This window comes from Methanorbis rubei, from assembly GCF_032714495.1.
GTDB classification, from domain to species: Archaea; Halobacteriota; Methanomicrobia; order Methanomicrobiales; family Methanocorpusculaceae; genus Methanocorpusculum; species Methanocorpusculum rubei.
Genome location: NZ_JAWDKB010000001.1, coordinates 226,452 through 252,248, shown reverse-complemented (window position 1 = coordinate 252,248; position 25,797 = coordinate 226,452). Strand labels below are relative to the sequence as shown.

The 25,797-nt window shown below is 52.7% G+C and carries 29 protein-coding genes and 3 tRNA genes; 20 read left to right on the top strand and 12 right to left on the bottom strand.

Annotation, left to right across the window (positions count from 1 at the left end; genetic code table 11):
- Positions 1–3: 3 nt before the first annotated feature.
- Entirely contained in the window at positions 4–237 is a 234-nt protein-coding gene (locus McpCs1_RS01375) for a hypothetical protein (RefSeq protein WP_338095457.1), read from the top strand.
- Between the two features lie 144 nt (positions 238–381).
- Here McpCs1_RS01375 and McpCs1_RS01370 read toward each other — a convergent pair whose 3' ends face one another.
- Positions 382–1,404: a pirin family protein gene (locus tag McpCs1_RS01370; protein WP_338095456.1), complete on the bottom strand. Its 1,023-nt coding sequence runs from the start codon at positions 1,402–1,404 to the stop codon at positions 382–384.
- Between the two features lie 308 nt (positions 1,405–1,712).
- The gene (gene nifB, locus McpCs1_RS01365) at positions 1,713–2,627 is read right to left on the bottom strand and encodes a nitrogenase cofactor biosynthesis protein NifB (RefSeq protein ID WP_338095455.1); all 915 of its coding nucleotides are present in this window, start codon (positions 2,625–2,627) and stop codon (positions 1,713–1,715) included.
- Positions 2,628–2,768: 141 nt separating this feature from the next.
- On the opposite strand from nifB, the gene McpCs1_RS01360 reads away from it, so the two are divergent.
- The 3 genes from McpCs1_RS01360 to McpCs1_RS01350 all read left to right on the top strand — a co-directional run bounded on the left by McpCs1_RS01360 (position 2,769) and on the right by McpCs1_RS01350 (position 7,233).
- Positions 2,769–5,999 carry a tetratricopeptide repeat protein gene (locus McpCs1_RS01360; RefSeq protein ID WP_338095454.1) on the top strand — a complete coding sequence of 1,077 codons (3,231 nt, stop codon included), beginning with the start codon at positions 2,769–2,771 and terminating at the stop codon, positions 5,997–5,999.
- A gap of 5 nt (positions 6,000–6,004) precedes the next feature.
- Positions 6,005–6,481, top strand: coding sequence for a 23S rRNA (pseudouridine(1915)-N(3))-methyltransferase RlmH (locus McpCs1_RS01355; protein ID WP_338095452.1), 477 nt, complete (start codon positions 6,005–6,007; stop codon positions 6,479–6,481).
- Positions 6,482–6,552: 71 nt separating this feature from the next.
- The gene (locus McpCs1_RS01350) at positions 6,553–7,233 is read left to right on the top strand and encodes a phosphoribosylaminoimidazolesuccinocarboxamide synthase (RefSeq protein ID WP_338095451.1); all 681 of its coding nucleotides are present in this window, start codon (positions 6,553–6,555) and stop codon (positions 7,231–7,233) included.
- Between the two features lie 354 nt (positions 7,234–7,587).
- On the opposite strand, the gene McpCs1_RS01345 is transcribed toward McpCs1_RS01350, so the two are convergent.
- The 3 genes from McpCs1_RS01345 to McpCs1_RS01335 are packed head-to-tail and all read right to left on the bottom strand — an operon-like array spanning position 7,588 to position 10,289.
- Entirely contained in the window at positions 7,588–8,238 is a 651-nt protein-coding gene (locus McpCs1_RS01345; protein WP_338095450.1) for a DUF3089 domain-containing protein, read from the bottom strand.
- On the bottom strand, positions 8,235–9,404 hold the full coding sequence (locus McpCs1_RS01340; protein WP_338095449.1) for a hypothetical protein: 1,170 nt from the start codon (positions 9,402–9,404) through the stop codon (positions 8,235–8,237). The genes McpCs1_RS01345 and McpCs1_RS01340 overlap by 4 nt, the downstream gene beginning before the upstream one ends.
- 6 nt (positions 9,405–9,410) lie before the next feature.
- A complete protein-coding gene (locus McpCs1_RS01335; RefSeq protein ID WP_338095448.1) occupies positions 9,411–10,289 on the bottom strand; it encodes an adenosylcobinamide amidohydrolase in 879 nt (292 codons plus the stop codon).
- A gap of 362 nt (positions 10,290–10,651) precedes the next feature.
- Between McpCs1_RS01335 and hisD the strand changes: the two genes are divergently transcribed.
- Entirely contained in the window at positions 10,652–11,902 is a 1,251-nt protein-coding gene (gene hisD, locus McpCs1_RS01330) for a histidinol dehydrogenase (protein WP_338095447.1), read from the top strand.
- Between the two features lie 506 nt (positions 11,903–12,408).
- On the opposite strand, the gene McpCs1_RS01325 is transcribed toward hisD, so the two are convergent.
- Genes McpCs1_RS01325 through McpCs1_RS01310 form a run of 4 tightly spaced genes read right to left on the bottom strand, consistent with a single transcriptional unit; the run spans position 12,409 to position 15,365 of the window.
- Complete coding sequence (locus tag McpCs1_RS01325; RefSeq protein ID WP_338095446.1) at positions 12,409–13,143, bottom strand: methyltransferase domain-containing protein; 735 nt, start codon at positions 13,141–13,143, stop codon at positions 12,409–12,411.
- Positions 13,140–13,481: a nascent polypeptide-associated complex protein gene (locus McpCs1_RS01320; RefSeq protein WP_338095445.1), complete on the bottom strand. Its 342-nt coding sequence runs from the start codon at positions 13,479–13,481 to the stop codon at positions 13,140–13,142. The genes McpCs1_RS01325 and McpCs1_RS01320 overlap by 4 nt, the downstream gene beginning before the upstream one ends.
- Before the next feature lie 59 nt (positions 13,482–13,540).
- Positions 13,541–13,984, bottom strand: a complete 444-nt coding sequence (locus McpCs1_RS01315) for a PUA domain-containing protein (protein ID WP_338095444.1) — start codon at positions 13,982–13,984, stop codon at positions 13,541–13,543.
- The gene (locus McpCs1_RS01310; RefSeq protein ID WP_338095443.1) at positions 13,968–15,365 is read right to left on the bottom strand and encodes a RecJ family nuclease; all 1,398 of its coding nucleotides are present in this window, start codon (positions 15,363–15,365) and stop codon (positions 13,968–13,970) included. Before McpCs1_RS01310 ends, McpCs1_RS01315 begins: the two co-directional genes overlap by 17 nt.
- A 377-nt stretch (positions 15,366–15,742) precedes the next feature.
- Here McpCs1_RS01310 and McpCs1_RS01305 point away from each other — a divergent pair, with 377 nt between their 5' ends.
- From McpCs1_RS01305 to McpCs1_RS01245, 13 genes are all read left to right on the top strand, one after another.
- Positions 15,743–17,119 carry an NAD(P)H-hydrate dehydratase gene (locus McpCs1_RS01305; RefSeq protein ID WP_338095442.1) on the top strand — a complete coding sequence of 459 codons (1,377 nt, stop codon included), beginning with the start codon at positions 15,743–15,745 and terminating at the stop codon, positions 17,117–17,119.
- Between the two features lie 3 nt (positions 17,120–17,122).
- The gene (moaC, locus tag McpCs1_RS01300; RefSeq protein WP_338095441.1) at positions 17,123–17,596 is read left to right on the top strand and encodes a cyclic pyranopterin monophosphate synthase MoaC; all 474 of its coding nucleotides are present in this window, start codon (positions 17,123–17,125) and stop codon (positions 17,594–17,596) included.
- Positions 17,597–17,967: 371 nt separating this feature from the next.
- The gene (locus McpCs1_RS01295) at positions 17,968–18,552 is read left to right on the top strand and encodes a 50S ribosomal protein L15e (RefSeq protein WP_338095440.1); all 585 of its coding nucleotides are present in this window, start codon (positions 17,968–17,970) and stop codon (positions 18,550–18,552) included.
- Between the two features lie 23 nt (positions 18,553–18,575).
- Positions 18,576–19,220, top strand: coding sequence for an RNase P subunit p30 family protein (locus tag McpCs1_RS01290; RefSeq protein WP_338095439.1), 645 nt, complete (start codon positions 18,576–18,578; stop codon positions 19,218–19,220).
- Positions 19,217–19,666 carry an Rpp14/Pop5 family protein gene (locus tag McpCs1_RS01285; RefSeq protein WP_338095438.1) on the top strand — a complete coding sequence of 150 codons (450 nt, stop codon included), beginning with the start codon at positions 19,217–19,219 and terminating at the stop codon, positions 19,664–19,666. Before McpCs1_RS01290 ends, McpCs1_RS01285 begins: the two co-directional genes overlap by 4 nt.
- Positions 19,667–19,668: 2 nt before the next feature.
- Positions 19,669–20,508, top strand: coding sequence for an archaeal proteasome endopeptidase complex subunit alpha (gene psmA / locus McpCs1_RS01280; protein ID WP_338095437.1), 840 nt, complete (start codon positions 19,669–19,671; stop codon positions 20,506–20,508).
- 10 nt (positions 20,509–20,518) lie between these two features.
- Entirely contained in the window at positions 20,519–21,223 is a 705-nt protein-coding gene (locus McpCs1_RS01275; protein ID WP_338095436.1) for a ribosome assembly factor SBDS, read from the top strand.
- Positions 21,224–21,273: 50 nt separating this feature from the next.
- Entirely contained in the window at positions 21,274–21,558 is a 285-nt protein-coding gene (locus McpCs1_RS01270; protein ID WP_338095435.1) for a 50S ribosomal protein L37ae, read from the top strand.
- 4 nt (positions 21,559–21,562) lie between these two features.
- Positions 21,563–21,694 (top strand): DNA-directed RNA polymerase subunit P, encoded by a 132-nt coding sequence (locus tag McpCs1_RS01265; protein WP_338093833.1) that lies wholly within the window; start codon positions 21,563–21,565, stop codon positions 21,692–21,694.
- Positions 21,691–22,092, top strand: a complete 402-nt coding sequence (locus McpCs1_RS01260; protein WP_338095434.1) for a Brix domain-containing protein — start codon at positions 21,691–21,693, stop codon at positions 22,090–22,092. Before McpCs1_RS01265 ends, McpCs1_RS01260 begins: the two co-directional genes overlap by 4 nt.
- The gene (locus tag McpCs1_RS01255; protein ID WP_338095433.1) at positions 22,089–22,325 is read left to right on the top strand and encodes a KEOPS complex subunit Pcc1; all 237 of its coding nucleotides are present in this window, start codon (positions 22,089–22,091) and stop codon (positions 22,323–22,325) included. Before McpCs1_RS01260 ends, McpCs1_RS01255 begins: the two co-directional genes overlap by 4 nt.
- Positions 22,326–22,328: 3 nt before the next feature.
- Entirely contained in the window at positions 22,329–22,706 is a 378-nt protein-coding gene (locus McpCs1_RS01250) for a prefoldin subunit beta (RefSeq protein WP_338095432.1), read from the top strand.
- A gap of 49 nt (positions 22,707–22,755) precedes the next feature.
- Positions 22,756–23,238: a hypothetical protein gene (locus McpCs1_RS01245; protein ID WP_338095431.1), complete on the top strand. Its 483-nt coding sequence runs from the start codon at positions 22,756–22,758 to the stop codon at positions 23,236–23,238.
- 414 nt (positions 23,239–23,652) lie between these two features.
- Here McpCs1_RS01245 and McpCs1_RS01240 read toward each other — a convergent pair.
- The 3 genes from McpCs1_RS01240 to McpCs1_RS01230 all read right to left on the bottom strand — a co-directional run bounded on the left by McpCs1_RS01240 (position 23,653) and on the right by McpCs1_RS01230 (position 23,987).
- A tRNA-Asp gene (locus McpCs1_RS01240) sits at positions 23,653–23,725 on the bottom strand.
- A gap of 47 nt (positions 23,726–23,772) precedes the next feature.
- Positions 23,773–23,845: transfer RNA gene (locus tag McpCs1_RS01235), tRNA-Asp, on the bottom strand.
- 33 nt (positions 23,846–23,878) lie between these two features.
- Positions 23,879–23,987: transfer RNA gene (locus McpCs1_RS01230), tRNA-Tyr, on the bottom strand.
- Between the two features lie 136 nt (positions 23,988–24,123).
- Between McpCs1_RS01230 and McpCs1_RS01225 the strand changes: the two genes are divergently transcribed.
- Entirely contained in the window at positions 24,124–25,554 is a 1,431-nt protein-coding gene (locus McpCs1_RS01225; protein WP_338095430.1) for an aldehyde dehydrogenase family protein, read from the top strand.
- Positions 25,551–25,787, top strand: a complete 237-nt coding sequence (locus tag McpCs1_RS01220) for a DUF1922 domain-containing protein (protein WP_338095429.1) — start codon at positions 25,551–25,553, stop codon at positions 25,785–25,787. The genes McpCs1_RS01225 and McpCs1_RS01220 overlap by 4 nt, the downstream gene beginning before the upstream one ends.
- Positions 25,788–25,797: the final 10 nt, after the last annotated feature.

Below are 25,797 nucleotides of genomic sequence, written 5' to 3'. Positions count from 1 at the left end.
CTGATGACGGAAATTGAGGAAGTAGATCTGATTATCCCGCCGGGAACCCCGCGGACTATCATCCGCGATATTGCATCGATGTTTGATCTTGAGATGGTGAGCGTGACGCGGCCGTTGAGCTATGCGAACATGGTTAATGACGAGCGCGAGTTGATCGCATTCCGCGGCAGTCCCGAAGAGGCTGCCAAGGCGGAAGAGTATCTGGTTCAAAAAATCAGAGAGTTCATCGACAGCTGAATTTTTTCGATTCATATTTTTTTCAAACGCGAATCGCATGCCGAAGGCATGCTCACCGCTTCGCGGAATAACGCGAATAAAAAATCGCCAATGGCGATTTTTTATTCGCGCTATTCGTGTAATTCGCGTTTGAAAAAATATGAGTCAACGGACAGGACCTCGCCTGTCTACCCTGCCGTCCGCATACCGAGCGAACCGATTTTTTCCTGTGTCATGCACAGGATCGGAAACCGGCCATGGCCATCCGCCAAAGCCTGTCCTCTGATAATCCTGATAGGCCTGATGAATTTCCTGGCTTGAGTTCATGACAAAGGGGCCGTACTGAACGACCGGTTCATGAATCGGCTCACCTTCCAACAGCAACAACAGACAGGTATCAGACCCCGCAGTAACTGTCGCATCGTCCTCGCCGGCGAGCCTGATGCGGTGATACGGCGCAACCGACTCTCCGCCGATGGTGATGGCATCGCCAGAATAGAAGTAGAGGTTGCGGGAGAGCGACTCAGACACGCCCGGCAGCGTGAGTTCTGCTTCAGGATCCATTCGGATGAGAAGAATTCGTACATGATTTTTCGGATCCGCAGCCCATGAAGCGGGCGCGGGATCGAGCGACTCGACGCCCTGAAAAGTTCCGGCGATGATTCTGACGCGAGAGGCTCTGCCTCCCCGATCGGTTACCGTGACCTCGGGGATGTCTTCAGACCAGAGCATGTTGTAGTTCGGCGCGGTGAACTTATCCTTCTTCGAGAGATTCAGCCATATCTGAAATAGTTCGAGCGGGTTTTCCTTATCCTGATGAATCAGGGGAAACATCTCGGCATGCTGGCATCCGGCTCCGGCAGTCATCCACTGAACATCGCCGTCACCGTATCGTCCGGCAGCGCCCATGGAGTCTGAGTGATCCACATAACCTTTGATAGTCACGGTGACGGTTTCAAATCCGCGATGTGGATGTTCGGGAAATCCCGGAACCGAGCGGCCATGATACATTCGAAATCCGTCGCGAAGAGTGAAGTCATTTCCCAGATTGCGGTCGGCGAGGGAGACCGCAGGTCCGAGATTGTTGTTTCCCTTCGGGTAGGCATCTTTGTGGTGGGCACAAAAGAGGAAAGGGTTCTCGGTGGCGAACGGAAAACCAAGTTTTTCGATCGTGCGTATCAGAGTCATGATAGAGATAAATTTCCCGGACTGTTATAAATACGCGCGGGATGTACCAAAAAATGAGTTATATTGGGATCTGAGAGTTACGCGGCGATGAATATTTTGAAACACGAACCATGCGAAAAAAATACGAAATCAATTCTTGGATTTAGATTCAGTCATTGAATACTTCGTGAGCTCAGTACGTTCGTGGTTACTCCAAGTAAAATTACACGCAGAAATTTCCAAACAATGAAACTCGGCCTCCTAAAAATAAATTCGGCCAAACTTTTGGAACAACGTTGATCCCTGATGCCTTCAAAAAAAAGATAGTATCAGTTGCAGCCGCCGCCGGAGCCGTCGCCTTTGCCGCAGCAGCCGAACTCGTTCTGAACATCCTTACCAAGCAGACCGACAGCGTCTGCACGGCAACGCTGGCAGTGCCGCATCTGGCGGACATACGGAGCACACAACTCATGCATGTGCGCCTTTTCCGCAGGTGTTGGAGGAACAATGTCCTTGAACTTGTACTGGGGGATAAGCGGGATGATGTTGAAGTTGAACACACCCATTGCTCCGACTTTTTTGGCAATCTCAGGAATATGGGTGTCGTTTACGCCGGGAACATACACTGTGTTGATCTTGACCAGCATCTTTCGCCTGACCGCCTCTTCAATGCCTGCCATCTGATGCTTGAGTAGCAGCTCAGCACCTTCACGCCCGTGATATTTTTTGCCGCCGTACTCAACAAAGCTGTAAATTTTTTCGCCGATCGCAGGATCAATTGCGTTCAACGTGACCGTGATGTTTCGCACACCGTACTTTTCCAGCTCATCGATTTTGTCAGGAAGCAGAAGACCGTTGGTGCTGATGCAGAGAATCGTGTCAGGATATTTTTCATGAACCAGCCGCAGAGTCTCAAAGGTCTCCGGGTTTGCCAGCGGATCGCCAGGACCTGCAATGCCGACCACCTTGATGTGCTTCATCTTAGAAACAACTTCATCAATGCGTTCGAGCGCGTCCTCTGGTTTCAGGACCATACTTGTTACGCCCGGACGCGACTCATTGACACAGTCGAAGTCACGAACACAGTAGTTGCACTGAATATTGCATTTTGGCGCGACTGCCACGTGACAGCGACCGAACGAGTGCCGTGCCTCTGGACTGTAGCAGGGATGTTCATTGATGCGCCGGAGCGTTTCCGGATCGTAGGGTAATTCCTGCGCCAGCGTCTCGCCACTATGTACCATAACTTATCCTATGGGAGACGGTCCTATATAATTCCAAGTGAAAAGGCACTCGGGGGACCTGTGGGGACGCCTTTTCCGGCAGAAACATCGTATACTATGTAAGCCCAAACATATTGTACTCTTAATCCGAGGAATATTCGTATGGTTGATATTGGCGGCCTGTTTGGCAAAAATGATAAGCAGAACCCGTGGACTCCACGAGGCGAATTGTCGTTTGAGAAGGGACTCTATGAGGATGCGGCAAAAAGCTTCGCCCGGGCAGTAGAGCACGAACCCCAGAACAGTTCTCTCTGGTATCGGCTCGGTGTTTCACAGAACCGATCCGGTCAGCATGAAAATGCTGCCAAATCCCTGATGAGGGCAACCGACCTTGACCCGAAAAATACGGATGCATGGATCACGCTCTCCACACTTCTTGCTGACGCCGGAAGATTCGAAGAGGCGATCTCTGCCATCGGTCACGTGACGCTTGGCGACAGCGAACCGTACTTACAGGAACTCAAATGCGAGTGGTTGGAACGCATCGGCAGATATGCGGATGCCGCAGCAGTATGCAGCCACCTCTCATCGCTCCGGCCCGAAGACCGCAGGCTCAGAGCACGCCTTGCAGAGATGACCATGCGTGCAGGAAACTTTGCCGAGGCAAAGACCATGTTTGATCAGCTGGGCTCAGTTCTCGCAGACAACCGCGGTATGTTCACCTCGTCTGCTGCGTTCTGTTGTGAGATGCTTGGCGACCGCGAAGGTGCACTGCAGCGCTACGCAACTCTGCCGGAGAGCGAACCGTCCGGCTGGTACCGCCGCGCCCGTCTTGAAGAGAGCATGGGAAAATACAAGGATGCATCCGCATCCTATGGTATGGTCCAGCAGTACTCATCAGATACCGACATCACCGTCACCGTCCGGCGTGCCCTCTGTCTTTTCTGGGACGGCAACAGCCGCGAGTCCTCAGTGCAGCTGGAAAAAGTTCTCGCCCGCGGATACGCGAACGCAGAACTCTGGTATCTGCTTGGCATCGTTTCGTTCCTTTCAGGAAACATGAAGCGTGCGTCTGAAGCATTCCTTGAGATGATCCATCTCAATCAGGCGAATGCTTCGGTCTGGTACATGAAAGGATGCGCCGAGTATCTGTCCGGAAAATATAAGGAGTCTGTCGAGAGTTTTGCCAGAATGGACAAACTCGGCGGCGACGGCTCGCGGCCTCAGTCCAGAATGAAATGGTTCCAGAACGAGGACGATGACATGCAGCTGTTCAACAATCCTTCTCTGACCGGTGCCGCTGCGATGGCAAAGCCTGAGATCGGTGCGGTCAATGTGGGACTTGCAACCATGCAGAGCTTTGCCCTCTCAGCACTCGGCAGATATGCGGAGGCTGACAAGATCGCGGTCCGCGTGCTTGACGCGGCTCCTGACCGGCTTGACCTGCAGCTTCTGCATGGAAAATGCCTTGCGGCACTTTCCCACTACCAGTCAGCAGCCGACGTTGCGTCCCGCGTGATTGCAAAAGATCCCGAGTCCCTTGCAGCCCACGAACTCTATGCATCCTCCATGATGCATATCGGCAGATACAAAGAGGCCGCCGCGTCATGGGAGAACATCATCCGTCTTGCGCCTGACAACAATCCGGCATTCTTCGGTGTTGCAGAGGCCTGGGCAGGCATCGGAAAGTACGACGAGGCGGCAACCGCATACTCCCATCTGCTGGAGAGCATGCCGCAGGATGTCTCACTTCTGTTTGGATCAGGCAGTGTACTTTTCCGCAGCGGAAAGTATGCAGAGGCCCTCTCCTATTATGAACAGGCAGCCGCGCTCTCACCTCAGACACCGGCAGCATACATCGGTGCTGCGCTCTGCTGCGAGATGCTTGGCAAGTACGCCGAAGCTGGAGAGTCTCTTGCATCAGCTGAACAGCTTCTTCCGGGTCACCCGGGCGTGCTGATTGCACTTGCCCGCGTGCAGGCCGAAGGCGGCAACGCAGCAGCAGCAGTTGACACCTACTCAGGTGTTCTCCGTGACTATCCTGACATCCCGGGCGTTGCGGTGCAGATTGCAAAACTTTGTGCAGCTCTTGGCAGAAACGAGGAGGCAGCAGACGCTGTCGCTGTCGCTATCAAGAACGGCGAGGAAAGTGTTGACCTTCTCTCGCTCGGCGGCGACCTTTGCACAGCCCTTGGCAGAAACGACGAGGCTGCCGAGTACTACTCCCGCGTTGCAGCGGCAGCTCCTGAGAACGCTCACGTATGGTTCGGCCTCGGCCATTTGCATCTGCTGAGCGGCGACTTCCATGAGGCATCGATTGGGATGGACAAAGTTCTGGAACTTGAACCAACCAACACCAATGCCCTCCGTGACAAGACTGCTGCCCTCACCGCTCTTGGTAAGTTCCCGGAGGCTGGCGATTCATTGCGAAAGCTGATCGAGGCGGATGATAACGATACCAAGGCCATGCTTGATCTGGCTGCGGTTCTTGAACAGATGCAGAAGTACGACGAGGCTCTTGAGATCTATGCCCAGTATCTCGGCAGCGGTGCAACGAGTCTGGACGTAATCCGCAAACTCTCCTCCATTTATCTGATTCAGGGTAACTACGACGAAGCCCTCGCAGGATACGATATGCTGCTTGAAACAAATCCGAAGGATCCGGTAACGCTTCGCATGCGTGCCGAAGCCCTGCTGCAGCTTGGAAGGTACGAGGAGTCCGCCGATGTCTACGCAGAAGTGCTCGAAGCGCGTCCGGCAGATGACGCGGCACGCTACGCCTATGCATCAGCCCTTGCAAGTGCAGGAAAGACGGATGAGTCGGTCCGGGAGTTCTCGGATCTCGTCTCCAAAAATGCGGACAACAACACGGCACTCTTCGCACTCGCTGATGTGCTTGGCAGATCAGGTAAGTATCTTGAGTCTGCAAAATGCTATGACAAACTGATCGGTCTTTACCCGAAGAACAGTTTCGTTCATCTCCAGAAGGCAATGATGCTTGTCAAGCTCGGCAACCTTCCGATGTCGATCGAAGCGTTCGAGGCTGCACTGCAGGTCGAGCCGAAGAATCCGTTCATTCTTTCTGGTCTCGGGTTCATGCAGATGCTGTGCGGACGGCCTGCCGGGGCTCTTGCCCAGCTGGAGAAGGCGGAACGTGCGGGTGCTGTTGATCCTGACATCTACTACTGCCGCGGCCTCATCTGTCTGCAGCAGAGCAGGTTTGATCTCGCGGTGACTGACGCAGAAAAAATTCTGGCGGATCACCCAGACCATGCCCCTGCCTGGCACCTGAAAGGCCGTGCGCTTGAGCTGTCCGGCCATCTGCGTGAAGCAGTGGACTGCCTGTCCAAAGTTGTGGAGCTCTCGGAACTTTCTGAAACCGAAGAGAGCTGAAGTTTATGCAGATTCAGATCCTGTGTGTCGGCAGGATTAAGGACGGATATCTGAACGAGGGGATCGCCGAATTTTCCAAACGGCTGAAACCCTATGCATCTGTTTTTGTCACCGAGCTTTCCGAGGTGAAAGTTCCTGACGGCGCGTCAAGATCTTCTGAGATGCTTGTGAAAGAGCGCGAAGGAGAAAAAATTCTGGAATGTGTGCGGGACGGGTTCATGACGGTGGTGCTTGATCCGAATGCACCTCTCATCTCAAGCGAGGAGTTGTCGTCGCTGTTCGGCACAGCTGAACTTAGCGGCAGAAACATCTGTTTTATCATCGGTGGGCCCCTCGGCCTCTCGCCCGCGGTGCTTGCAGCAGCCGACCGAAAGGTTTCGTTTTCCCGGCTCACGTTTACGCACACCATGATTCGGCTGATTCTTTTTGAACAGATTTATCGTGGTTTTCGGATTCTCAGGAACGAACCGTACCATAAATAAAGTGGATTTGTTCTCCAATCACTCAGGATTGTGAAAGAGTTATACCCGAATACTGACAACACTCCTCTACCATGAAACTGGTATACACCGGCAAAACAAAGAATGTTTTCGCTCTTGACGACGGAAACTATCTGCTGAAGTTTAAGGACGACTGTACCGGCGCTGAAGGCGTTTTCGATCCCGGGATGAACACAGTGGGCCTGACCATTGACGGCGCGGGCCGTGCCGGTCTCCGGTTGACCAAGTACTTCTTTGAGATTCTGAATACGAAAGGTATTCCAACTCACTACATCGACTGCAACATCAATGATGTGACCATGACCGTGATTCCGGCAAAACCGTTCGGCAAAGGTCTTGAGGTCATCTGCCGGTTCCGTGCGGTCGGCAGCTTCTACCGCCGCTACGGCGATTATGTCAAAGAGGCAGCAAGCCTTCCGGCATTTGTTGAGACCACGCTGAAGGACGACTCCCGCGAGGATCCGCCAATCACCAAAGACGCTCTTGACATTCTCGGCATCGTCTCTGCAAAGGACTACGAGACCTTAAAGGAACTCACCCAGAAGATCGCGACCATCATCAAGGACGAGCTCGCCAAAAAACAGATCGACCTCTATGACATTAAGTTTGAGTTCGGCAAAGTCGGCGACAAAATTGTGCTCATCGATGAGATCTCAGGCGGCAACATGCGTGCCTACAAAAACGGCAAACACATCCAGCCGCTTGATCTCGAAAAAATGGTTCTGGATGCATAATCCGGATTTTTTTATTTTTTTTATTAGATATTACGCGATGATGAGTTTCATCGTTTGGAATTTTTCTGTCCTTGACCTCACTCGGAGTAACCACTGAATGCACAGAGCACACAGAGTTTCACGGAATAAAATGCACGGAGAATGCCTGCGGCGCCGGAATGCACGGAATATATTTTTCATATTTTGAGAGAGTAAAAGGAAATAAATTGTCTCGGAAATTTTTCCGTGCATTCCGGCGCCGCAGGCGTTCTCCGTGCATTCAGTGAAGCTCCGTGATATTTCTGTGCATTCCGTGGTTACTCCAAATAAAACCACATGTAGCAAAATTTCACCGCGCAAATCCTATTGTATTTCTCACAGCACAAGGATGGTCTTGTCTCCAAGCAGCTGCGAGACCGTCTCATTGCTCTGCAGCTTACTATCCAGGTACACGCCCTGAAGATTTTTCAGATATGCGGGCCGCTTCCCAAACCACTCGGCGATCATCTCGGCAACATACTCTGCGCCCTGTCCCGAGCCTGCGAGGATATAGGGGCGGCCGTTGTTGTGGACGCTCATATAGTAGTGGAACGCCGCCTTTGCATCCGCATACGCAATCATTCGTGCCGCATCCTCAATGATCGGCAGATCAGCCTCCTGTGCGTACTGGGTCACCTGACGGTAGTAGGGAATGTAGTTGTTCATTCCTGATGGATAGGCATCAATCGATGCTGTGATCTCATCGCTGACCCTGTTGTGTATCTCGTAGAGCGACACATCCACATTGGTTTCGTACGGACTGATGTCGGAGACATTCACATCATCATAGAGATAAAACACATCAAGCTCGGCTTCGGGATCAGAACCGAGAGCATACCAGTTGTTTGAATCTCCGTACTTGATAGCAATGGTCTCCGGCGCATCGCCTGACACATACACCGCTCCAAACCCGACGATGACCAGAATAATTATTCCTATGAATAGCCAGATCATCGGCATCCATTTTTCGATTTCATTAGATTTCATGGGAAAAACTCCGTGAGTGTTTTCTGCTGCCTGATATCACGCAGCATTTTCGCGTGCGTCAGCCAGAAGTTTGTGCCAAGCATCTCTTGCGCAGCAGCGGTTGCCTCGGCAAGGGTTCCGACCCGCATCGGAGCAGTCGCAAGTGAGGCATGCGATGCCTCGCGGATTACCCAGGTCCCGAGGGGCGCCCAGTACTCGCCTGAGATGTCGCGGATGCAGAGCACTTTTGCACATCGCCCGACTGTTTTCAGATACTCCAGCACCGCAAGCCTGGCCGAGTAGTAGGCGCCGCCAATCGGCGAGTACTTGCTCTTCGTAAGCCCTGCCTCGCCATCTTCGATGATGGTCTCCTCCTCGCCTGCCCAGAGAGAATGTTTCTGCCAGCGCTCGATCATCTCAAACTTCCACTCCTCTGCAGGGATCAGCAGGAAGCAGAGGCTGTTGCCGTGCAGGGTCGCACAGAACACCTGAAACTCAGGCAGTGCTGGCATGCGGACCACATCGCGTTTCATGCCGGACGAGATCATATCATCCGTCGCCGTGATTGCCCAGCGGGTAGGAACAACTTTTCTCTGCACGCCAAGAAGGCCCGAGGTCAGGAGGTTTGTGATCTTATACACATCAGTCCCGTTCTCAAACAAAATGCGTGCGGCTTCCGTCGCACGGAGATCGGTATCTGACGTGCACCGGTCAACGATTCGAGACACGCTTGCGTTGTCGATCACATCCAGCTTCTTCATTGCGCCGGACATTCCAACGGGGGCAACGGTTCCGTCGAAGTTCAGATCAAACTGCACTGGCTTCGCAAACGCGACCTCAACATCAAGAGGTTTATCGGAGAGTGCAATCTCCTGAATTTTTTCTGCGTCCGGCAGTTTCACGTCCAGCTCTTTTCCCCCGCGGATCGTTCTGGACCGGATGCCCACAATGTCGTCGATCGAAAATCCCTCGCGCACCCATTGAAGCGGGTTGTCCGAGTCATTGATCATCAGGGGGCCTCCAACCACTCGCGGGTATCCGTAGCTGCCGACGAAGACCGAAGGTGACGCTCCCATGTACTCGCTGACCGGCTGGACATCTTTCATCGCATGAAACCTCCGCGTGATGGGACAGTTCGGCAGGCCGCAGAGACCTTTTCCTTTGCAGACAGCACACTGGGACGGCATACTTCGTTACTTCTGTTGTTTCAGTTCAGGGAGATCTGCATCAGGATGCGCCTTCAGATATGCGGCGACCTCAGGCTTATGGAGAAGCAGACAGTTCGTGCAGGCCCAGACTTTTCCGCCTGAGGAGCTGTCCACAAACCCTCCGAGCTCCGTGTCATGGCAGGGATAGAACGGGCAGTAGCAGAAGTCACAGGACTGCCCTTCGAAGTGGCAGGGATAGTAAGGACAGCTCTCCTTCTGCCACTCGACCCAGTGGTTTCCGCCGTAGCGTGAGTAGATGAAGTAGGACGGTGTCCTGCGCACCGCCCTCCCTTCATGCCGGTCGAGTGATGCGGCAACTCCGGTGAGGACCGCGTCATAGACGCGCTTCCCGACTTCGGTGAAGGTTCCGGCATACTGATGCCGCGGCGAGTCTGAGGGGATCGTCGCAACGACGACTGCATCAGAGGTGGTGCCGGTAAAGTCGCGCCCGAGATATTTCAGCGCATGGGCTTTTGCCTCGGTTGCGGTTATGATCGTTTCAAGAATTGCCGCGTCCGAGAGGCTTTCGTCTGAGGTTACGATGATATTGATGGTGTGCGGCTTTGCTGGGTCAGGGTTCGGGTTTGAGACGCCGGCTGTGACGAACACGGTGATGTAGTCGTACTGAAGCACGCAGAGGTTGCGCATCGCAACCGCAGTAAGGAGGCCGAATGCATCATTATCGTATCCTTTTGCTGCGAGGATTTCTCTGATGTAGGTGAGGGGTCTGTCGTGATCAAAGTTTGCGGGGACTGTTCGGTTGAGAATGGTGGAGATATTTTTCATGCCGCCGTCAACGCCGGTACTGGCCGCACGCCATGCGCCCCGGATGTAGACGGTCTCATTGTCGTAATGGTATCTCACAGCTTTCCCTTCTTTATTACATATCTCTGCGGCTGAGTTCTTTACTGTATGTGTTTTTGCGGGTTCGCTGGGTTATGTCGATAAATTCGTTTATTGTCCGTTCGTTACAGCTCCCCCCACGGAAAAACGGAACGCATGCCTACGGCCTGCTCACCGCTTCGCGGGAACATACGGAATTTCACCGAAAAACATCACTGAGAGGCGTGAACATCACGGAAGTGAATTGTTTTCGGATTCAGTGGTGTTCACGCCTCTCAGTGATGTTTTTCTATGTGCTCTGTGTCTTCCGTGTGCGGCAGGATTTAATCAGCAACACCGACCCGTTGAAAAAAGGTAATACCGTCCGCACCAAACATCTACTCATGTTTTGGCAGCCGCTCTCGGTTGAGTCATGGATTGGCATGCGCAGAGGCTCGTTATCTGATGTGAAGGATTCGGTAAATACGATCATCGAGGATGTCAGAGTAAACGGTGATAAGGCGCTGTTCTCTCTGACGGAAAAATTTGATCATCAGAAACTTTCCTCGCTTGAGATCCCCCCTGAAGAGATCGATGCGGCGTACGATCAGGTGTCTCCTGAGCTGGTGCAGGCGCTGATTGAGGCCGAGGCGCGGATCACGCAGTTCCATGAGCTGCAGAAGAGCAAGACGCTGTGGCTTGAGGAGATGGAGCCGGGCATCACGCTCGGAGTGAAGACGACTCCTCTGGACCGCATTGGTGCGTACATCCCTGGGGGCCGTGCTGCATATCCGTCAACTGTTCTGATGACAACTGTTGCCGCACGGGTTGCGGGTGTTCCGGAGATTGTGGTTTGCACACCGCCGAAGGTCAATCCCTTAACGCTTGTAGCTCTTGATATTGCAGGTGTTGATGAGGCGTATCAGCTTGGCGGAGCACAGGCAATTGCTGCGATGGCTCTTGGTACCGAAACCATTCGTCCGGTGCAGAAGATTGTCGGCCCCGGCAATGTGTTTGTGACGCAGGCAAAAATGATGCTTCGCGAGTACGCTGACATTGATTTTCCTGCGGGACCGAGCGAGATCGGCATCATTGCCGATGCGTCTGCTGAGCCGCGCTATATTGCAGCAGACGTTCTTGCGCAGGCCGAGCATGATCCAAACGCTGCATGCGTTCTGGTGACTGACAGCAAAAAGCTTGCCGCAGAAGTGGGCGAAGAGATTGCAGTTCAGATCGCAGATGCCCCGCGTCGTGATATTATGGAGAAAGCCCTTGCCCATTCAGGTTATGTGATCGCAGAGAGTATGGAGGATGCAACGGATCTGATGAACCGGATTGCTCCTGAGCATCTTTCGATTCAGACGGTGGACGCGCTCTCGACACTCTCCGGTATCCGTCATGCAGGCTCGATCTTCATCGGTCCGTACACACCGGTCGCCTGCGGTGATTATGCGTCCGGCACGAATCATGTGCTGCCGACCGCCGGGTATGCGAAGAGCTACTCTGCTCTTGATGTGAATCATTTCATGAAGCGGTCGCAGGTGCAGATGGTAACCCGCGAGGGACTTGAGTCGATCGGCGATGTGATTGAGGCTCTCGCTACTGCGGAGGGACTTGCGGCCCACGCGAACTCGGTGCGACTCCGACGCGAATGATTTTTTTGTAAAAATATTTTTTTTGAAATTATTTTTTCAGAATTATTTTTTAGAATTATTTTTTTGAAAAAAATATTATGGACTTAGGCTGTGTTCGTTTTTTGAAAATGAATTTCATTGTTTGGGATTTTTTGTATGCGGCCTAGCTTGGAGTAACCACGGAACACACTGAGCACACGGAATTCCACGGAAAAAAAACACGGAGAACGCCTGCGGCGCCGGAAAACACGGAAAGCCTAAGGAGGTTGGCATCTCAAAACGGTGACCTATACACATACTCGTACTCTTAGGCTTTCCGTGTTTTCCGTAAGCGAAGCGGTATTCTGTGTTTTTTTCCGTGGAATTCCGTGTGCTCAGTGTGTTCCGTGGTTACCCCAAAAAAACCACCTACAGAGAATCCCACCTAACGGAAATCATTTTTTTCTCCGAAAAATTCTCGCTTGTTTTACTGAAAAATATTTCTGAAAGAAGATTTCTGTTACATCAAATAATTTCAAAAAAAAAATTTAGATCTTTCGGGCGATCGTCAGATAACCCGTGTGCGATACTTTTGTCGAAGGCCGCGTTCCCCGTGCGCTTCGCGTCAGTTCGCGCTCCATGCACTCAAACGTCTGCACGCACTCCTCGCCGAACAGCCGCCGTGCCGTATCCATCACACAGAACGTCTGCTCAAGGAACGGCGTATAGGTTGCGAAGTATCCGCCGGTCCTGAGAAGTCCGTGGGCATGCTCCACATGCTGCGGCTCAATCATCATATCCAGATGCACCACATCAAACGGCCCGTCCGTAACCGCGAGCACATCACATGCCCGGCACTCAACATTCGTAAGTCCTGCATCACGGATGTTTCCCTCCGCAATGCGGGAGAACTCCTCGCGTGCCTCGCACGTCACCACAGACTTTGCAACGCCGCCGAAAAAAATCGTCGCAATCCCTGATCCCGTCCCAGCATCAAGCACGCGGTCGCGGGCTGACATACCGGTATAGGCGATCACCATGCCGATATCCTTCGGCATCATCGGTGCGCCGGTGCGCTTCCCATGAGAGAAAAAATCCGTCGGCCTTGGCACGAGGACTGTGAACGGCTTTTCCAAGTGCGTCAGAATAGTATCCCCGCTCTCAAGTTCAGCCACCGCCGCGAGATCAATCATCCCGAGATCCGTCGAAAGTTTCCCCTCTCCGGCCCGCACATAATACTCGCGGCCATGACCGCGGACAATCACCCGGTTTGGTCCGATCATTCTACTGCCGTAAGTTTCAGAATTGCCTCGGCAATATCGCCGTTGCATGATTCAAGTGCTGCGCGTGCAGTCTCCGGCGACACCTGCGTCTGGGACGAAACAAGCTCCACATCAGACTCAGGGATCTCCACCTTCGCCGGTTCAAACCGCGGAGTACCGGTCAGCTGGTACGAAGTCTGGCCCTGCATCGTAATACCGACAACCTCGGCCGGCTCAAAGACATAGTTTCCCGAAGGAGTGTAGACAACAACTTTCTCTACATTCTCGATCTCGTCCATCTTCATACCCATCTTCTTCATCGCGGCCTTCATCTGTTTGGGATTAACACCTGGCATCATATTTTTTTACCTCTCCTTACTCTATCATTTTTTTTCAATCAATCTTAATTCCATCGGGGTCACTGACGGTTCTTCCCCTGACGAACCTTGACTGCAGTTCCGTAGGAAAATCCGATCATCTCAGTACCCGAAAGCATTGCCATGCCGGTTGCAAGCAGATTATCATTCTCGTCAACCACAAGCACCTCATCCTCGGCCATGATCTCAGGGTCGCTTGAAACCACATGCTTTGCCATCGCATTTTTGCCGTCAAGAATGAACGGCACCGCATCGCTCATCACCACAACACGGTTTTTCGGTGCGGCAAGGAATGCATGTAGACGTTCTGCCGCAGGATACCCGAGCGTCAGTCTGCCGTCTCCTGCGCGGACCGTTATTAACCTCGTCTTGCCTGAGTTCGCGTACCTGATGCGTTTCGTGTTTGAATAGGCAAACGTGGTGTCGTCAGGAAACATCGCGTCTCCTGCTCCCCTGCCGAACTGGAAATCAGCGATGCGGCGCACCCGTTGCAAACTGGCCGGCAATAAGCTCGTTAACTCTTCTGATGAAATCATCTTCACAACCTTTCGGGATATATGCCCCCGCAGCAATATTATGTCCTCCGCCCGCACCGTCAAATTCTGCGGCTGCCGCAACCAGTGCTGCCTGCAGGTCAACGCCGCGGCGGAGTACTTTTTCATAGGTTCTCATCGAAATTTTGACGAGGTCAGGCTCGTCAGAGACATAGCACAGCACCATAATCGGTTTCGACGGGTCCAGTTTGGACAGCGCCATGCCTGCTCCGATGCCGACGATCGTGTCAGGGTATGTATCCCTCGTGTGAATCCACTGCAGGTGTCCTGCGTCTGCGACGCCCGTAGACAGAATGTGCTCGCAGAGTTCGCGGATGATCGTGCGGTGATGTCTGAGCATGTGCTCTGCCTCGCGGTACTGGGTTCCCCGGTCGCCGAAGCAGACTGCTTCGCCGATCTTCGGTTTTGCCCATCTACCGCAGGCGTTGAGCATGGTTGCATACTCTGAGGCATTACGCAGAGGCGAGAGTTCGGTCTCGTGCGGGAAGAAGTAGAGCTCGGCAAACAGTCGTTCGGTTGACTCGCCGTTGGCGATCATCTGTTCGGCAATGACGCTTGCAAGAATCTTTGCTTCCTCTGCTTCCAGAGATTCCCAGACACGCTGGTCTGAGGACTTCTGATAGATGCCAAGCCGCATCAGAAGATCTGCTGCGGCTTTCGGGTCTCCTGAGAGTCCTGGAAGAATCGGGTCATCGCTGTTGGCGAGGCAGAGGTGGAGAGGGCGCGTTGAGAGGCCGTAGCAGTTGATGCCTTTGGCAATTCTTACGCGCCCGGTCTGTGCTCCATCTTCCGCGATCCATCGCGCAATGCCGGTCAGGCCGCAGGTTTCCCGCGCCATCATGTCGCCTACGTTGCCGACGACGGCGAGCTCTGCAAGATCGGCGTTGTCTGGGTCAAGTTTTCGTGCAAGCATGTAGGCGACGCCTGCTGCAGAACACTTCGCATACTCAGGTCCGTAAAACTGTGCATTGACCTGTGGATAGATCGTGCCGTTTGGGGCAGGCTGATTGATGTGGTGATCAAGGATCAGCACATCATCAGCTTTCATTCCTGCCTCTTCCATGAGGTTCTGCTGGCCGGCACCGAGATCGGTGAAGACTTTGAGGGTGTCGTCATCTGGCACATGCCGCATGGTCAACGGTTCAAGCTGGCGGACGAAAACGGGTGTCACGGGAATACCGAGCCGCGCAACTGCCTGTGCGGCAATTGCTTCGCTGGTGATGCCGTCTGCGTCGATGTGCGAGATAAGCGTCACTGCGTGCGTATTTCTAATGATCTCGGCTGCGGCACTGATGTCCTCGATGAAACCCATTCGTATGTTGTTGGCGCTCCGGCAAACTATAGGTATGGGATGGTGTGGTTTTACGAGTCGCCCACGACTCGCATGCCTTCGGCCTGCTCACTGCTTCGCAGGAAAAATGGAACGCATGCCTTTGGCCTGCTTACCGCTTCGCGGGAACACACGGAAATTTCATAGAAAATAAAACATCACTGAGAGGCGAGAACATCACGGAATTCGAAAATATTTTTTTATTTCTGCGGTGTTTTCGCCTTTCAGTGATGTTTTATTTTTCCGTGGAAGACTCATCCATCACAAACAGAGATGCAAACGTCGGATGGTTTAAGCGGTTTTGATGCAGATTACATAATTATCAGATCTGGTCCAGATCGAAATATTCGGAGATATTCATGCGGGAACTGCTTTCATTTGGTCTTTCAGGCGTTGTTTCGGCTGATACCATGCGGGTCGTTGATAAGAATGCGGACGGCTGCGGTGTTTCAGCGATGCAGAGAATGGAGAGCGCAGGCGTCGCTCTTGCGTCCGCAGTTCGGAAGGAAAATCCATGTCGCGTGACGATTCTCTGCGGTCCCGGGAACAACGGCGGTGACGGGCTGTGCGCCGCACGCTATCTTTCCGCTGACATAGACGTCATAGTATACTGCTGTGGTGAACCGAAGACTGCCGAGGCACGTGCCCAGTATGCGGCACTCGCTGGCTGTCCGGTGACGATATTCTCCGAGCCGTCACCAGAGATTTTTTCTGCCGACGTAATTGTGGACGCTCTGTTGGGAACAGGCGCACGTCTGCCGCTTCGTGAACCGTACGCCGGTTTGGTCTCTCTCATGAATGCATCAAGTGCTCGGGTCATTGCCTGCGATATGCCGACGCCCGGTGCCCGGGCAGACCGCGTTGTCACATTTCATCTCGCAAAGACCGTGGGTGCCGAGGTGTACGGGATCGGTATTCCTCTTGCGGCAGAAATTTTCTGCGGCGAGGGTGATCTTCTTCTGATTCCTGAGAAATCTGCGGTTTCTCACAAAGGTTCGGGCGGCACCGTGCTGGTGGTGGGCGGCGGCCCCTATCAGGGAGCACCGTTCCTTGCGGGAGTCGCAGCACTTCGTGCCGGCGCAGACATCGTCCGTGTTGCATCGCCCTCAGACGGGTTTATGCCTGACATTATTCATGAACGCCTGTCTGGGAACCATGTTTCTGAGAAACACCGCGAACATCTGGTGTCCCTCGCAGAAAAATCCGACGCAGTTATCTGTGGTCCGGGCCTCGGCGTTGCACCGGACAGCCTCTCCATCTGCTTTGATGTAGTGGAGGCTGCGCGAAACGCTGTTGTAGACGCGGATCTGATCAGAAACCCTCTGCCGCATGCAAGAGAAGGAACTATCTATACGCCGCACGCGGGAGAGTTTGCCCGTATCACGGGTGAGGCGGTTCCCTCCGGGCTTTTTGAGCGAGGGCATGCGGTTCGTGCGGCGGCAGCTGCTGCAAACGCGACGATCATTCTCAAAGGTTCCATTGACACGATCTCCGACGGCACGCGTGTTAGGTTCAACAAAACCGGCGCACCAGGCATGACCACCGGCGGAACCGGCGACGTTCTTGCCGGTTGCACGGGTGGTCTTCTTGCCCGCATGAATCCGTTTGAGGCTGCATGCGCTGCTGTCTATGCGACCGGCCTTGCCGGAGGCATCGCTGATGATGAGGCCGGAGACGGCCTTCTTGCAACCGATCTTCTAAGGCATCTGGCGCATACATTATACAGAGAGGAGTGAGACATGCCTACATTCACACATTTAAACGAAAAGAACGAAGTCCATATGGTTGACGTCACCCCAAAGCCTGACGTTGCCCGCGAGGCAACCGCCAGTGGGAGAATTTATCTCAGGCCAGAGACGCTGAAGGCAATAGCCGAAGGAACGGTTGTGAAAGGCAATGTTCTTGCAACAGCGCAGGTGGCAGGCACCATGGCTGTGAAGCAGACTTGGGCAATCATTCCCATGTGCCACCCGATCCCGGTCGGTGCGGTGACGGTTGCGTTTGATCAGACCGCCGAGTACATTGAGGCGACGTGCCGCGTCAAGACGTTCGGTAAGACCGGCATTGAGATGGAAGCACTGACCGGTGTGTCGGTTGCCCTTCTTACCGTCTGGGACATGGTGAAGTCTGCGGAAAAGGACGAGGCGGGCCAGTACCCGATGACAAGGATTGAAGGAATCCATGTCGTGGAAAAGATCAAAGCCGCTGCTTGAGTAAAAATTCTTTTTTTGTCTATGTGCCTCCCACGGAAAAACGGAACGCATGTCTGCGGCCTGCTTGCTGCTTCGCAGGAACACACGGAAATAAAAACATCACTGAATTCGAAAAAAATTCATTTCCGTGCTGTTCACGTCTGCTCCGTGATGTTTTTCTGTGAAACTCCGTGTATTCCGTTTTTCCGTGGGCGGTTCAAAACATGAAGGAACAAAGCCTACCCGCCCACATCATTTTATAGCACATACACCCAATAATACACAGTTTACAGCACTGCGTCATCACGGCGCAACTGTATATCACAGGAATGTGGCAGCTATCCGGAGAATATTCGGATGGTAAGACTGCTGAACCTGAGGTGAAAGCAAAAATGTCCAAATCAATGTATGGATACGTTCGGGATGCGTGGAAGAGACCCGCAGACTCCGGTGTAAAGAAACTCCTCTGGGAGAGAATGCAGGTATGGCGCCGTCAGGGCGCAGTCGTCCGCCTTGAGCGCCCGACCCGTATCGACAGAGCCCGCACACTCGGCTACAAAGCCAAGCAGGGTATCATTGTTGTTCGTGCATCCATCCGCCGTGGTGGCCGCAGAAAGTCCCGGTACATCCGCGGACGCAGAACCAACCGTATGGGAATGCGCAAGGCAACGCCTGGAAAGAACCTGCAGAGCATCGCAGAAGAGCGTGCAGCAGACCGCTACCCGAACATGGAAGTTTTAAACTCCTACTGGGTTGGACAGGACGGAAAGAGCATGTACTTCGAGGTTATCCTTGTTGACCGCTGCAGCCCGTCTGTTCTTGCTGACAAGAACCTTGCATGGGTTGCAAACACCCGTGGACGTGTCTACCGCGGAAAGACCTCCGCAGGCAGAAAGGGACGTGGACAGCACAACCGTGGAACCGGTACCGAAAAGTGCCGCCCGAGCATCCGCTCCCACAAGAACCAGGGTAAATAATCCTGTCTTCTTTTTTTTTCATTATGATTACCGACGCCTGTGTATTCGCAAACCAGGACCAAGCCGCAACAGTCCGGCGCCTTCTTCTTACCGGTAAATCCTGCGGTCTCTCCCGCATGGTTATCTGCGGCACCGCAATAGACGTCCCCGACTCTTATGCAGGAGTAGAAGTTCTCCGCGGCAGGGTTGTTGGCAAACAAACCGGCAAAAATTTTCTTGACACCATGAAAAAAATACCAAAAGGTGTTGTTGTAATGGTGTATGTCGGAGAGAACAGCTTCAACCGGACCGCCATCACCACAAAAGGTGTTCATCTGCTGACCGGCATCGCCGATCTCCCGAAAGGCGGGTTCGATCACATTGTTGCAAAAATGGCGGCTGATCACTCCACCGGCGTGGTGATCGATCTCTCCCGCATCATCGATGCGAAAGGCAGGCGGACAGCTCTTTCGCGGTATGCAGAAATTCTTCTGCTGCACCGAAAGTTCCGCTTCCCTCTGGTGATTGCAAGCGGGGCTGAGAGTATCTTCGGCATCAGAAATGTGGAAGAGACTCTTGGGCTCTGTTCGCTGTTCGGCATGACGCGTGCTGAGACATATGCGGCACTGAATGGTCTTGACGCTGTACTCAGCCCGCCCCGACCGATGCGAATCGTGGAGGATGCATGAGGCCGCTTCCGCCAACCCTTCGGGAGAACCGGAGATATGTTCTGGTGAAAATTGCCGGGGAGTTTACCGCTCCCCTTACGCAGAAAGAGATCTACTTCACGATCTCTGAAGCGGTCACCTCGCTCTTCGGAGACGTCGGCTCTGCCGCGATTCATGTTGCAGTCATCTGGTCTGAAGAAGAGCACGCGATTGTCCGGTGCAGCAGAGGCTCAGAGCAGAAGGTAATTGCAGCCCTCGCTGTTATTACCAAAGTGTCAGGGGCTCTCGCGGTGTTTCACAGCGTTGCGGTGTCAGGCACTGTTCATGGTGCGAAAAAACATCTGCATCCAACAACATGGGACGACGAGGTCATCCCCGGCTATCGATGCTCAGGCAAGAAGGTTGATAGTCTCACAGGTAGTAATACGCAGAGATATCTCACACGAGATGATATAATTAAGGAGTAATCATGCAGCCACAACAATATCAGATGGGAGGATACGATCGTGCCATTACGATGTTCTCTCCCGACGGGCGCTTATATCAGGTTGAATATGCCCGCGAGGCAGTAAAGCGCGGCACAACTGCTGTCGGCATCAAATGCAAGACAGGTGTAGTGCTTCTGGTTGACAAACGTGTCAGCTCCCGCCTCTTGGAACCCTCGTCGATTGAGAAGATCTTCAGAGTTGATGAGCACATCGGTGTTGCTTCCTCAGGTCTTGTCGGTGACGCCCGTGCACTGGTTGACCGCGCCAGAATTGAGGCTCAGATCAACCGTGTCAGCTACGGCGAGCCGGTTGATGTGGAGACGCTTGCAAAGAAGCTCTGCGATCACATGCAGACGTACACGCTGTTTGGCGGAGCACGTCCGTATGGAACCGCACTGCTGATTGCAGGTGTGGAGACTGATGAGTCCGGTACCCGTTACCGTCTCTTCGAGACTGATCCGTCAGGAACTCTCCTTGAGTACACTGCGACCGGTATTGGTATTGGAAGACCTGCGGTGATGAAGCTCTTTGAAGCAGAGTATAAGGATAATATCTCAGTTGAGGAGGCAATCGATCTTGGTCTGAAGGCGCTTCACACCGCAACCGAGGGCAAGTTCGATGTCAACACGGTTGAGATCGGTATTGCAGGCTCCTACTCTGCAAAGAAGAAGGCCGCAAAGAAGGTCGAGGCTCCGAACGGACACGAGACTTCTCTTCTGCCGTTTAGAAAACTGAACGCTGATGAGGTCAAGGTTGCGGTTGCAAAGTTTGCAAAGACGCAAACCAGTGCTCCGGTGCAGGACAAAGACCCGGACGTGTGAGGAAGACGTAATGATCTCGCTTGATGATGCGGTGGTGGCGCGGCTTGAGACGCATGGTCTGAAGTTTGAGATTCTGGTGGATCCTGAGCTTGCGGATAAGATGCGTCATGGTGATGAGTCTATCGCCATTGAGGATGTGGTTGCAGCACTGTATGTGTATGAGAATGCTTCCCACGGTGACAAGTCTCCTGAAGAGGATTTGCAAAAAGCGTTCAAGACGATTGACTTTGAGCAGAACGCAAGACACATCATTCTCAAAGGAGAGATCCACCTTACCACCGAGCAGCGCCGCCATTTAATGGAAGAGAAACGCCGCCGTGTTATCAGTTTCATCGCGCGAAATGCAGTGAATCCCCAGACCGGTCTTCCGCATCCGGTGACAAGGCTTGAGATCGCACTTGAAGAAGTACGGGTGAACTTTGATCCGTTCAAGTCGGTGGACGAGCTGGTGAAGGAGACCGTAAAGGCTCTCCGGCCGATTCTTCCCATCAGATTTGAGGAGCGAAGGATTGCGGCAAAGTTCCCGATGGACTATGCTGCCCGTGCCTATAGTGCGGTCTCCGGCGCTGCGTATGTTACGATGGAGAAGAACGAGTGGCAGAGCGACGGATCATGGATCTGTGTGGTCAAAATCCCGGCCGGCATGCAGGAAGAGTTTTTCAGCCTGGCAAATCATGCGGCCAAGGGTGATGCCCAGCTCAAGATTTTAGAATAATATTAAAACATCAGAGAACCAATAATAGTAGATATTTCTGAGGAATAACTATGGCATCCAAGAGCAAGAAAACAGCAAAGGGACGCGTCACCGGCAGTGCCGGACGTTTTGGCCCGAGATACGGTCGTTTCACCCGTAAGATGGTAAATGAGAGCGAAAAGGTTTCCCGCGCAAAGCACCTGTGTCCGATGTGCGACACTGTTGCAGTAAAGCGTGTCGGTACCGGTATCTGGGAATGCAAGAAGTGCGGCTACAAGTATGCCGGCGGTGCATATGTTCCGCAGACTCCGGCCTTAAAGGTCGTTCTTCGTTCCATTGATACCAAGGGAGTATAACTGAATGGTCAGTTATAAGTGCGCCCGCTGTAAACAAACAGTTGAGATTGACGCAAATGTCCGTTGTCCCTACTGCGGACACCGCATTCTCTTTAAGGCGCGCGGTGCCGGAATGAAAGTACTGAAAGCCCGATGACATTCATAACATCATCGCGTAAACCGTCACCGGATGTGCGCAGACTTGCCAAGGAGATCGCTTTTGCACTCGATCTCCCGTATGTCCAGCGGGGAAAGTCAGGTCTTCGGACGATGGACGCCGAAGATCCGGTAATTATTTTTCTGTCCGGTGCAAAGAAGGGCGGTCAGCTTTTTGATCTGACGGTCCGGGGCAAGATCGTTTTTTCTATGCTGATTACGAATGTTCTGATAAGCGAACGAACCGGACCGTTCCATCATGGTTTTGTTGTGCGGGAACGTGATCTTTATGATGCTCTGTCGCCCCATATGCAGGTAGTGTTTGATGCGGACGCTCCAGGGCCGATTGTGTTTGCCGGGACCCAGAAGATGCAGTATATTCTGCAAGTGATGGTGTGACGGCGACGCACGCAGCTGAGTTCCGGTTTGAGTGTTCGTACGCAGACAAGCTGTATGCGGTACTTCTTCCGGAGGCAGGTTCGGATCCTGGCGATAAGTCCCGGGTGAGTCTCATGCATGATGACTCTTCCGTAACTGTTCATGTGGAGGCCGAGGATGTTTCATCCCTTCGAGCTTCTCTGAATATGTGGCTGCGTCTGGTAAATGTGTGCAAAGAAATACAGGAGTTGTAAAAAATGGCAAATCCACAGGCGGGCATCCCCCCGCAGATTCAACAGCAGCTGGCGATGTTTCAGCAGATTCAGCAGCAGCTGCAGCAGGTGTCTTCCCAGAAGATGCAGTATGAAATGACGCTTCGCGAGACCAAACGTGCGTTAGAGGAGCTCGGCGCGGTTGCAGATGATGCAGTGGTGTTTTCGAGCGCCGGTTCGATTCTTATTCAGAAGAGTAAGGCTGCGGTGATCACTGAACTTGAGGAGAAGACTGATTCGATGGAGCTTCGTATCGGTTCTCTTGACAAGCAGGAGAAGACGATGGCTGCTAAGGCAAGCCAGCTGCAGAAGCAGATTCAGGAGGCAGTTGCCGGTCAGGGCAATGTGCCGACTGCACAATAATTCTTTTTTTCCTCTACATTGAAATGTGCTCCAGACATACTTATCAGGTATGAGATATGTACCAGAGCAAATTCTGGGTGTTGCGGGTTGTGTTCTGCTGCTTGTTGGTATGATTGCTCCGCTTTACACGATTAGCCTTGCAGTTGTTGAGTTGTATCCGGTTACGGTGGCAGCTGATTTCAGGCTGGCTCTTTGTTTTGCTGTTCTGTTGGTTATTGCGGCCTGGGCAGTTGTGTCGGGCAGGTATCTGGTGACTGCGATAGTTGGCCTTCTGACGCTTGTGTTCACGTCGGTTCTCCATGTGATCATTGATAGTCAGATTCAGAGTCTTGCTGCATCTATCAGCAGTCTTGGCAGCGGATCATCTTCGCTTCTCGGGGGAATTCTCGGGACAGTTGCCGGGTATCTGATCAATACTGCGGTGATCTCTTCGTGGGGCTGGTACATCCTCCTTGGTGCCGGTGCTGTTCTGGTGATTGCTGGTGTGTGCGGATTTATTCGTGTGAGAAAGATGCCGGCAAGTGCTGAATAATTTTATTTTTATTTTTTTGTGGGGATGTCTGCAAGAGTTGTGATATTTTTTTCGAATTTTGTGACGTTATGAGTGTATGTTACTACGATTTTTTTTGGAGAGTGGGGGTTACGCGATGACGAGTATTTTGAAACACGAAACAACACGAAAAGACGCGAAATATTTAACTCACGAAATAATACGAAAAACACAAAATAGGATCTTCGACATGACAATTGATGCTGATCGATTTTGGCATGAAGCTACCTATCAGTTATCTCTTTGTTTTCCCGAGATGTTCAGTGGCTGAATCCAATAACTGATTTCGTGTTTTTTGAAATATTTCGTGAGTTAAATATTTCGCGTTTACTCTAAGCAAAACCACAGACAAAAGACTCAACACTCACTTCCATACAACCAAAAAAGAAAAAACTACGCCCAAGTCGGAATTCGAATCCGAGTCGATGCCGTGACAGGGCATCATGATAGGCCACTACACTACTTGGGCATCAATATACTTGCATGTCATCCCGGTCCACAATCAAAAACGCTAAACGCCCAAGTCGGAATTCGAATCCGAGTCGATGCCGTGACAGGGCATCATGATAGGCCACTACACTACTTGGGCACAGTTATTCGTTTTTGATTGCGGTCATGAAAATGGTCCCGACTCCCGGATTCGAACCGGGGACATCGCGGTAGCCGCGCAGTACGCCCGCAGGCGTGATTCTTACTACAGCCGCGCACTCTACCATCTGAGTTAAGTCGGGATGACTGCTCTACATAGAATGACGTTTTTGGATATAAAGATAATGGTTTTCCGATTTTCTGATTTTTGGCAGATACCAAATAATTAATAGATAGGATAGTAGAGATTACATCCGTAATTTTAGGGGGAGAATCGAATTGGGAGAACCATACTATATCGGGGGTAGACTAACCCACAGCCCGAACACCATTCCGGTGTTTTTTCCTTATACTGGCGAGGTATTTGCCGAGGTGGGAATTGCAGGCGCCGAGGATCAGGCGCGTGCGGCTGACTCTGCCACTGTCGGATTTACCGAGACCAAAATCATTCCTGCATACAAGCGTGCGGAAATTCTTCGGCGCATTGCAGATCTGATGGAAGAAAATCGTGACGAGTTTGTGCGGATTCTGATCCATGAATCAGGCAAACCGTTCCGTCAGGCCCATCTGGAGGTGACCAGAGCCGTAAACGTGATGCGGACGTCTGCTGAAGAGGCCGTCAGAGCCAGCGGTGAAATTATTGCACTGGACAGTGCGGCAACCGGCGAAGGGTACATCGGGTACTGCTACCGCGTTCCTTCAGGCCCCATCCTGTGCATCACACCGTTCAACTATCCGCTGAACCTTGCCTGCCATAAGATTGGTCCTGCCATAGCTGCAGGATGCTCGTTCGTTCTCAAGCCCTCATCAAAGACACCACTCTCTGCACTGCTGCTTGGAAAACTGATCCTCGAAGCAGGATATCCGCCGGCAGCGGTCAATGTTGTTCCCTGTTTTGGCGAGAACGCCGAGACCCTTGTCCGCGACCCGCGGTTCACCGTACTCTCCTTTACCGGAAGTCCGGCTGTCGGATGGAGACTCAAAGAGATCTTTCCCGGAAGACGCATCGGTCTTGAACTGGGAGGCAATGCTCCTGCGATTGTGCACAAAGATGCAGACGTTGCGTATGCGGCACGGAGGATTGCCGAAGGTGCGGTTGTGAATGCTGGCCAGAGCTGCATCAGCGTCCAGCGTGTCTATATTCACGATGACATCTATGATGAGTGCCTGAAAAAAATTATGGATCATATGCGTTCCTTCGTGATCGGCGACCCACGCAAACCTGAGACCGACATCGGTTCCATGATCTCTGACGAGGAGGCGCGGCGTGCCGGAGAAAAAGTCAGGCAGGCAGTGATGCGTGGTGCACGCCTGCTTCTCGGCGGTGTCCGGGAAGGCGCAGTGATGCATCCGACCATCCTTGAACGCCCGTCACCTGATATGGGAATCTGTTCCAGCGAAGCATTCTGTCCGGTCATCACGGTGGACCGGTACTCAGACATTGATGAAGCGGTACAAATGATGAACGAATCAAGGTATGGTCTGCAGGGCTGCATCTTCACCAACGCAGTAGATATTCTGCAGAAACTGATAGCAGTCTCTGAGTGCGGAACACTGATCGTGAATGATTCGTCATCGTACCGGTCGGACGCAATGCCGTACGGCGGAACAAAACTTTCCGGCATCGGTCGTGAGGGTCCGAAGTATCTGCTTGAGGAGTTCATGGAACGAAAGCTGATTGTGGTCAAGCAGTTTCCCCTGGTTCCATGACTGATAGCGCGTTTGCCATCATCGGTTGTCCGAAGTGCAGGAGGATGCAGGTAGCAAGTCTCTCGCATGCAACCAAAACCTGCGCATGCGGATACAAAATCGATCTCTCCAAAGCAAAACTTCTTCGGGTGTGCGAGTCGGCAGACGATGCCGGAGAGCTGCTCCGCTCGTTTGCCGCACCGAAAAACTCAGGGTTTGTGTCAGCCTCAGAGTTTGTTCCAAAAAAAGAGTGACTGAAAGTGT

Coding starts and splice junctions, on each gene's coding strand:
- McpCs1_RS01375 (WP_338095457.1), top strand. CDS start 4: ATGACGGAAATTGAGGAAGTAGATCTGATTATCCCGCCGGGAACCCCG.
- McpCs1_RS01370 (WP_338095456.1), bottom strand. CDS start 1,404: ATGACTCTGATACGCACGATCGAAAAACTTGGTTTTCCGTTCGCCACC.
- nifB (WP_338095455.1), bottom strand. CDS start 2,627: ATGGTACATAGTGGCGAGACGCTGGCGCAGGAATTACCCTACGATCCG.
- McpCs1_RS01360 (WP_338095454.1), top strand. CDS start 2,769: ATGGTTGATATTGGCGGCCTGTTTGGCAAAAATGATAAGCAGAACCCG.
- McpCs1_RS01355 (WP_338095452.1), top strand. CDS start 6,005: ATGCAGATTCAGATCCTGTGTGTCGGCAGGATTAAGGACGGATATCTG.
- McpCs1_RS01350 (WP_338095451.1), top strand. CDS start 6,553: ATGAAACTGGTATACACCGGCAAAACAAAGAATGTTTTCGCTCTTGAC.
- McpCs1_RS01345 (WP_338095450.1), bottom strand. CDS start 8,238: ATGAAATCTAATGAAATCGAAAAATGGATGCCGATGATCTGGCTATTC.
- McpCs1_RS01340 (WP_338095449.1), bottom strand. CDS start 9,404: ATGCCGTCCCAGTGTGCTGTCTGCAAAGGAAAAGGTCTCTGCGGCCTG.
- hisD (WP_338095447.1), top strand. CDS start 10,652: ATGTTTTGGCAGCCGCTCTCGGTTGAGTCATGGATTGGCATGCGCAGA.
- McpCs1_RS01325 (WP_338095446.1), bottom strand. CDS start 13,143: ATGATCGGACCAAACCGGGTGATTGTCCGCGGTCATGGCCGCGAGTAT.
- McpCs1_RS01320 (WP_338095445.1), bottom strand. CDS start 13,481: ATGATGCCAGGTGTTAATCCCAAACAGATGAAGGCCGCGATGAAGAAG.
- McpCs1_RS01310 (WP_338095443.1), bottom strand. CDS start 15,365: ATGGGTTTCATCGAGGACATCAGTGCCGCAGCCGAGATCATTAGAAAT.
- McpCs1_RS01305 (WP_338095442.1), top strand. CDS start 15,743: ATGCGGGAACTGCTTTCATTTGGTCTTTCAGGCGTTGTTTCGGCTGAT.
- moaC (WP_338095441.1), top strand. CDS start 17,123: ATGCCTACATTCACACATTTAAACGAAAAGAACGAAGTCCATATGGTT.
- McpCs1_RS01295 (WP_338095440.1), top strand. CDS start 17,968: ATGTCCAAATCAATGTATGGATACGTTCGGGATGCGTGGAAGAGACCC.
- McpCs1_RS01290 (WP_338095439.1), top strand. CDS start 18,576: ATGATTACCGACGCCTGTGTATTCGCAAACCAGGACCAAGCCGCAACA.
- McpCs1_RS01285 (WP_338095438.1), top strand. CDS start 19,217: ATGAGGCCGCTTCCGCCAACCCTTCGGGAGAACCGGAGATATGTTCTG.
- psmA (WP_338095437.1), top strand. CDS start 19,669: ATGCAGCCACAACAATATCAGATGGGAGGATACGATCGTGCCATTACG.
- McpCs1_RS01275 (WP_338095436.1), top strand. CDS start 20,519: ATGATCTCGCTTGATGATGCGGTGGTGGCGCGGCTTGAGACGCATGGT.
- McpCs1_RS01270 (WP_338095435.1), top strand. CDS start 21,274: ATGGCATCCAAGAGCAAGAAAACAGCAAAGGGACGCGTCACCGGCAGT.
- McpCs1_RS01265 (WP_338093833.1), top strand. CDS start 21,563: ATGGTCAGTTATAAGTGCGCCCGCTGTAAACAAACAGTTGAGATTGAC.
- McpCs1_RS01260 (WP_338095434.1), top strand. CDS start 21,691: ATGACATTCATAACATCATCGCGTAAACCGTCACCGGATGTGCGCAGA.
- McpCs1_RS01250 (WP_338095432.1), top strand. CDS start 22,329: ATGGCAAATCCACAGGCGGGCATCCCCCCGCAGATTCAACAGCAGCTG.
- McpCs1_RS01245 (WP_338095431.1), top strand. CDS start 22,756: ATGAGATATGTACCAGAGCAAATTCTGGGTGTTGCGGGTTGTGTTCTG.
- McpCs1_RS01220 (WP_338095429.1), top strand. CDS start 25,551: ATGACTGATAGCGCGTTTGCCATCATCGGTTGTCCGAAGTGCAGGAGG.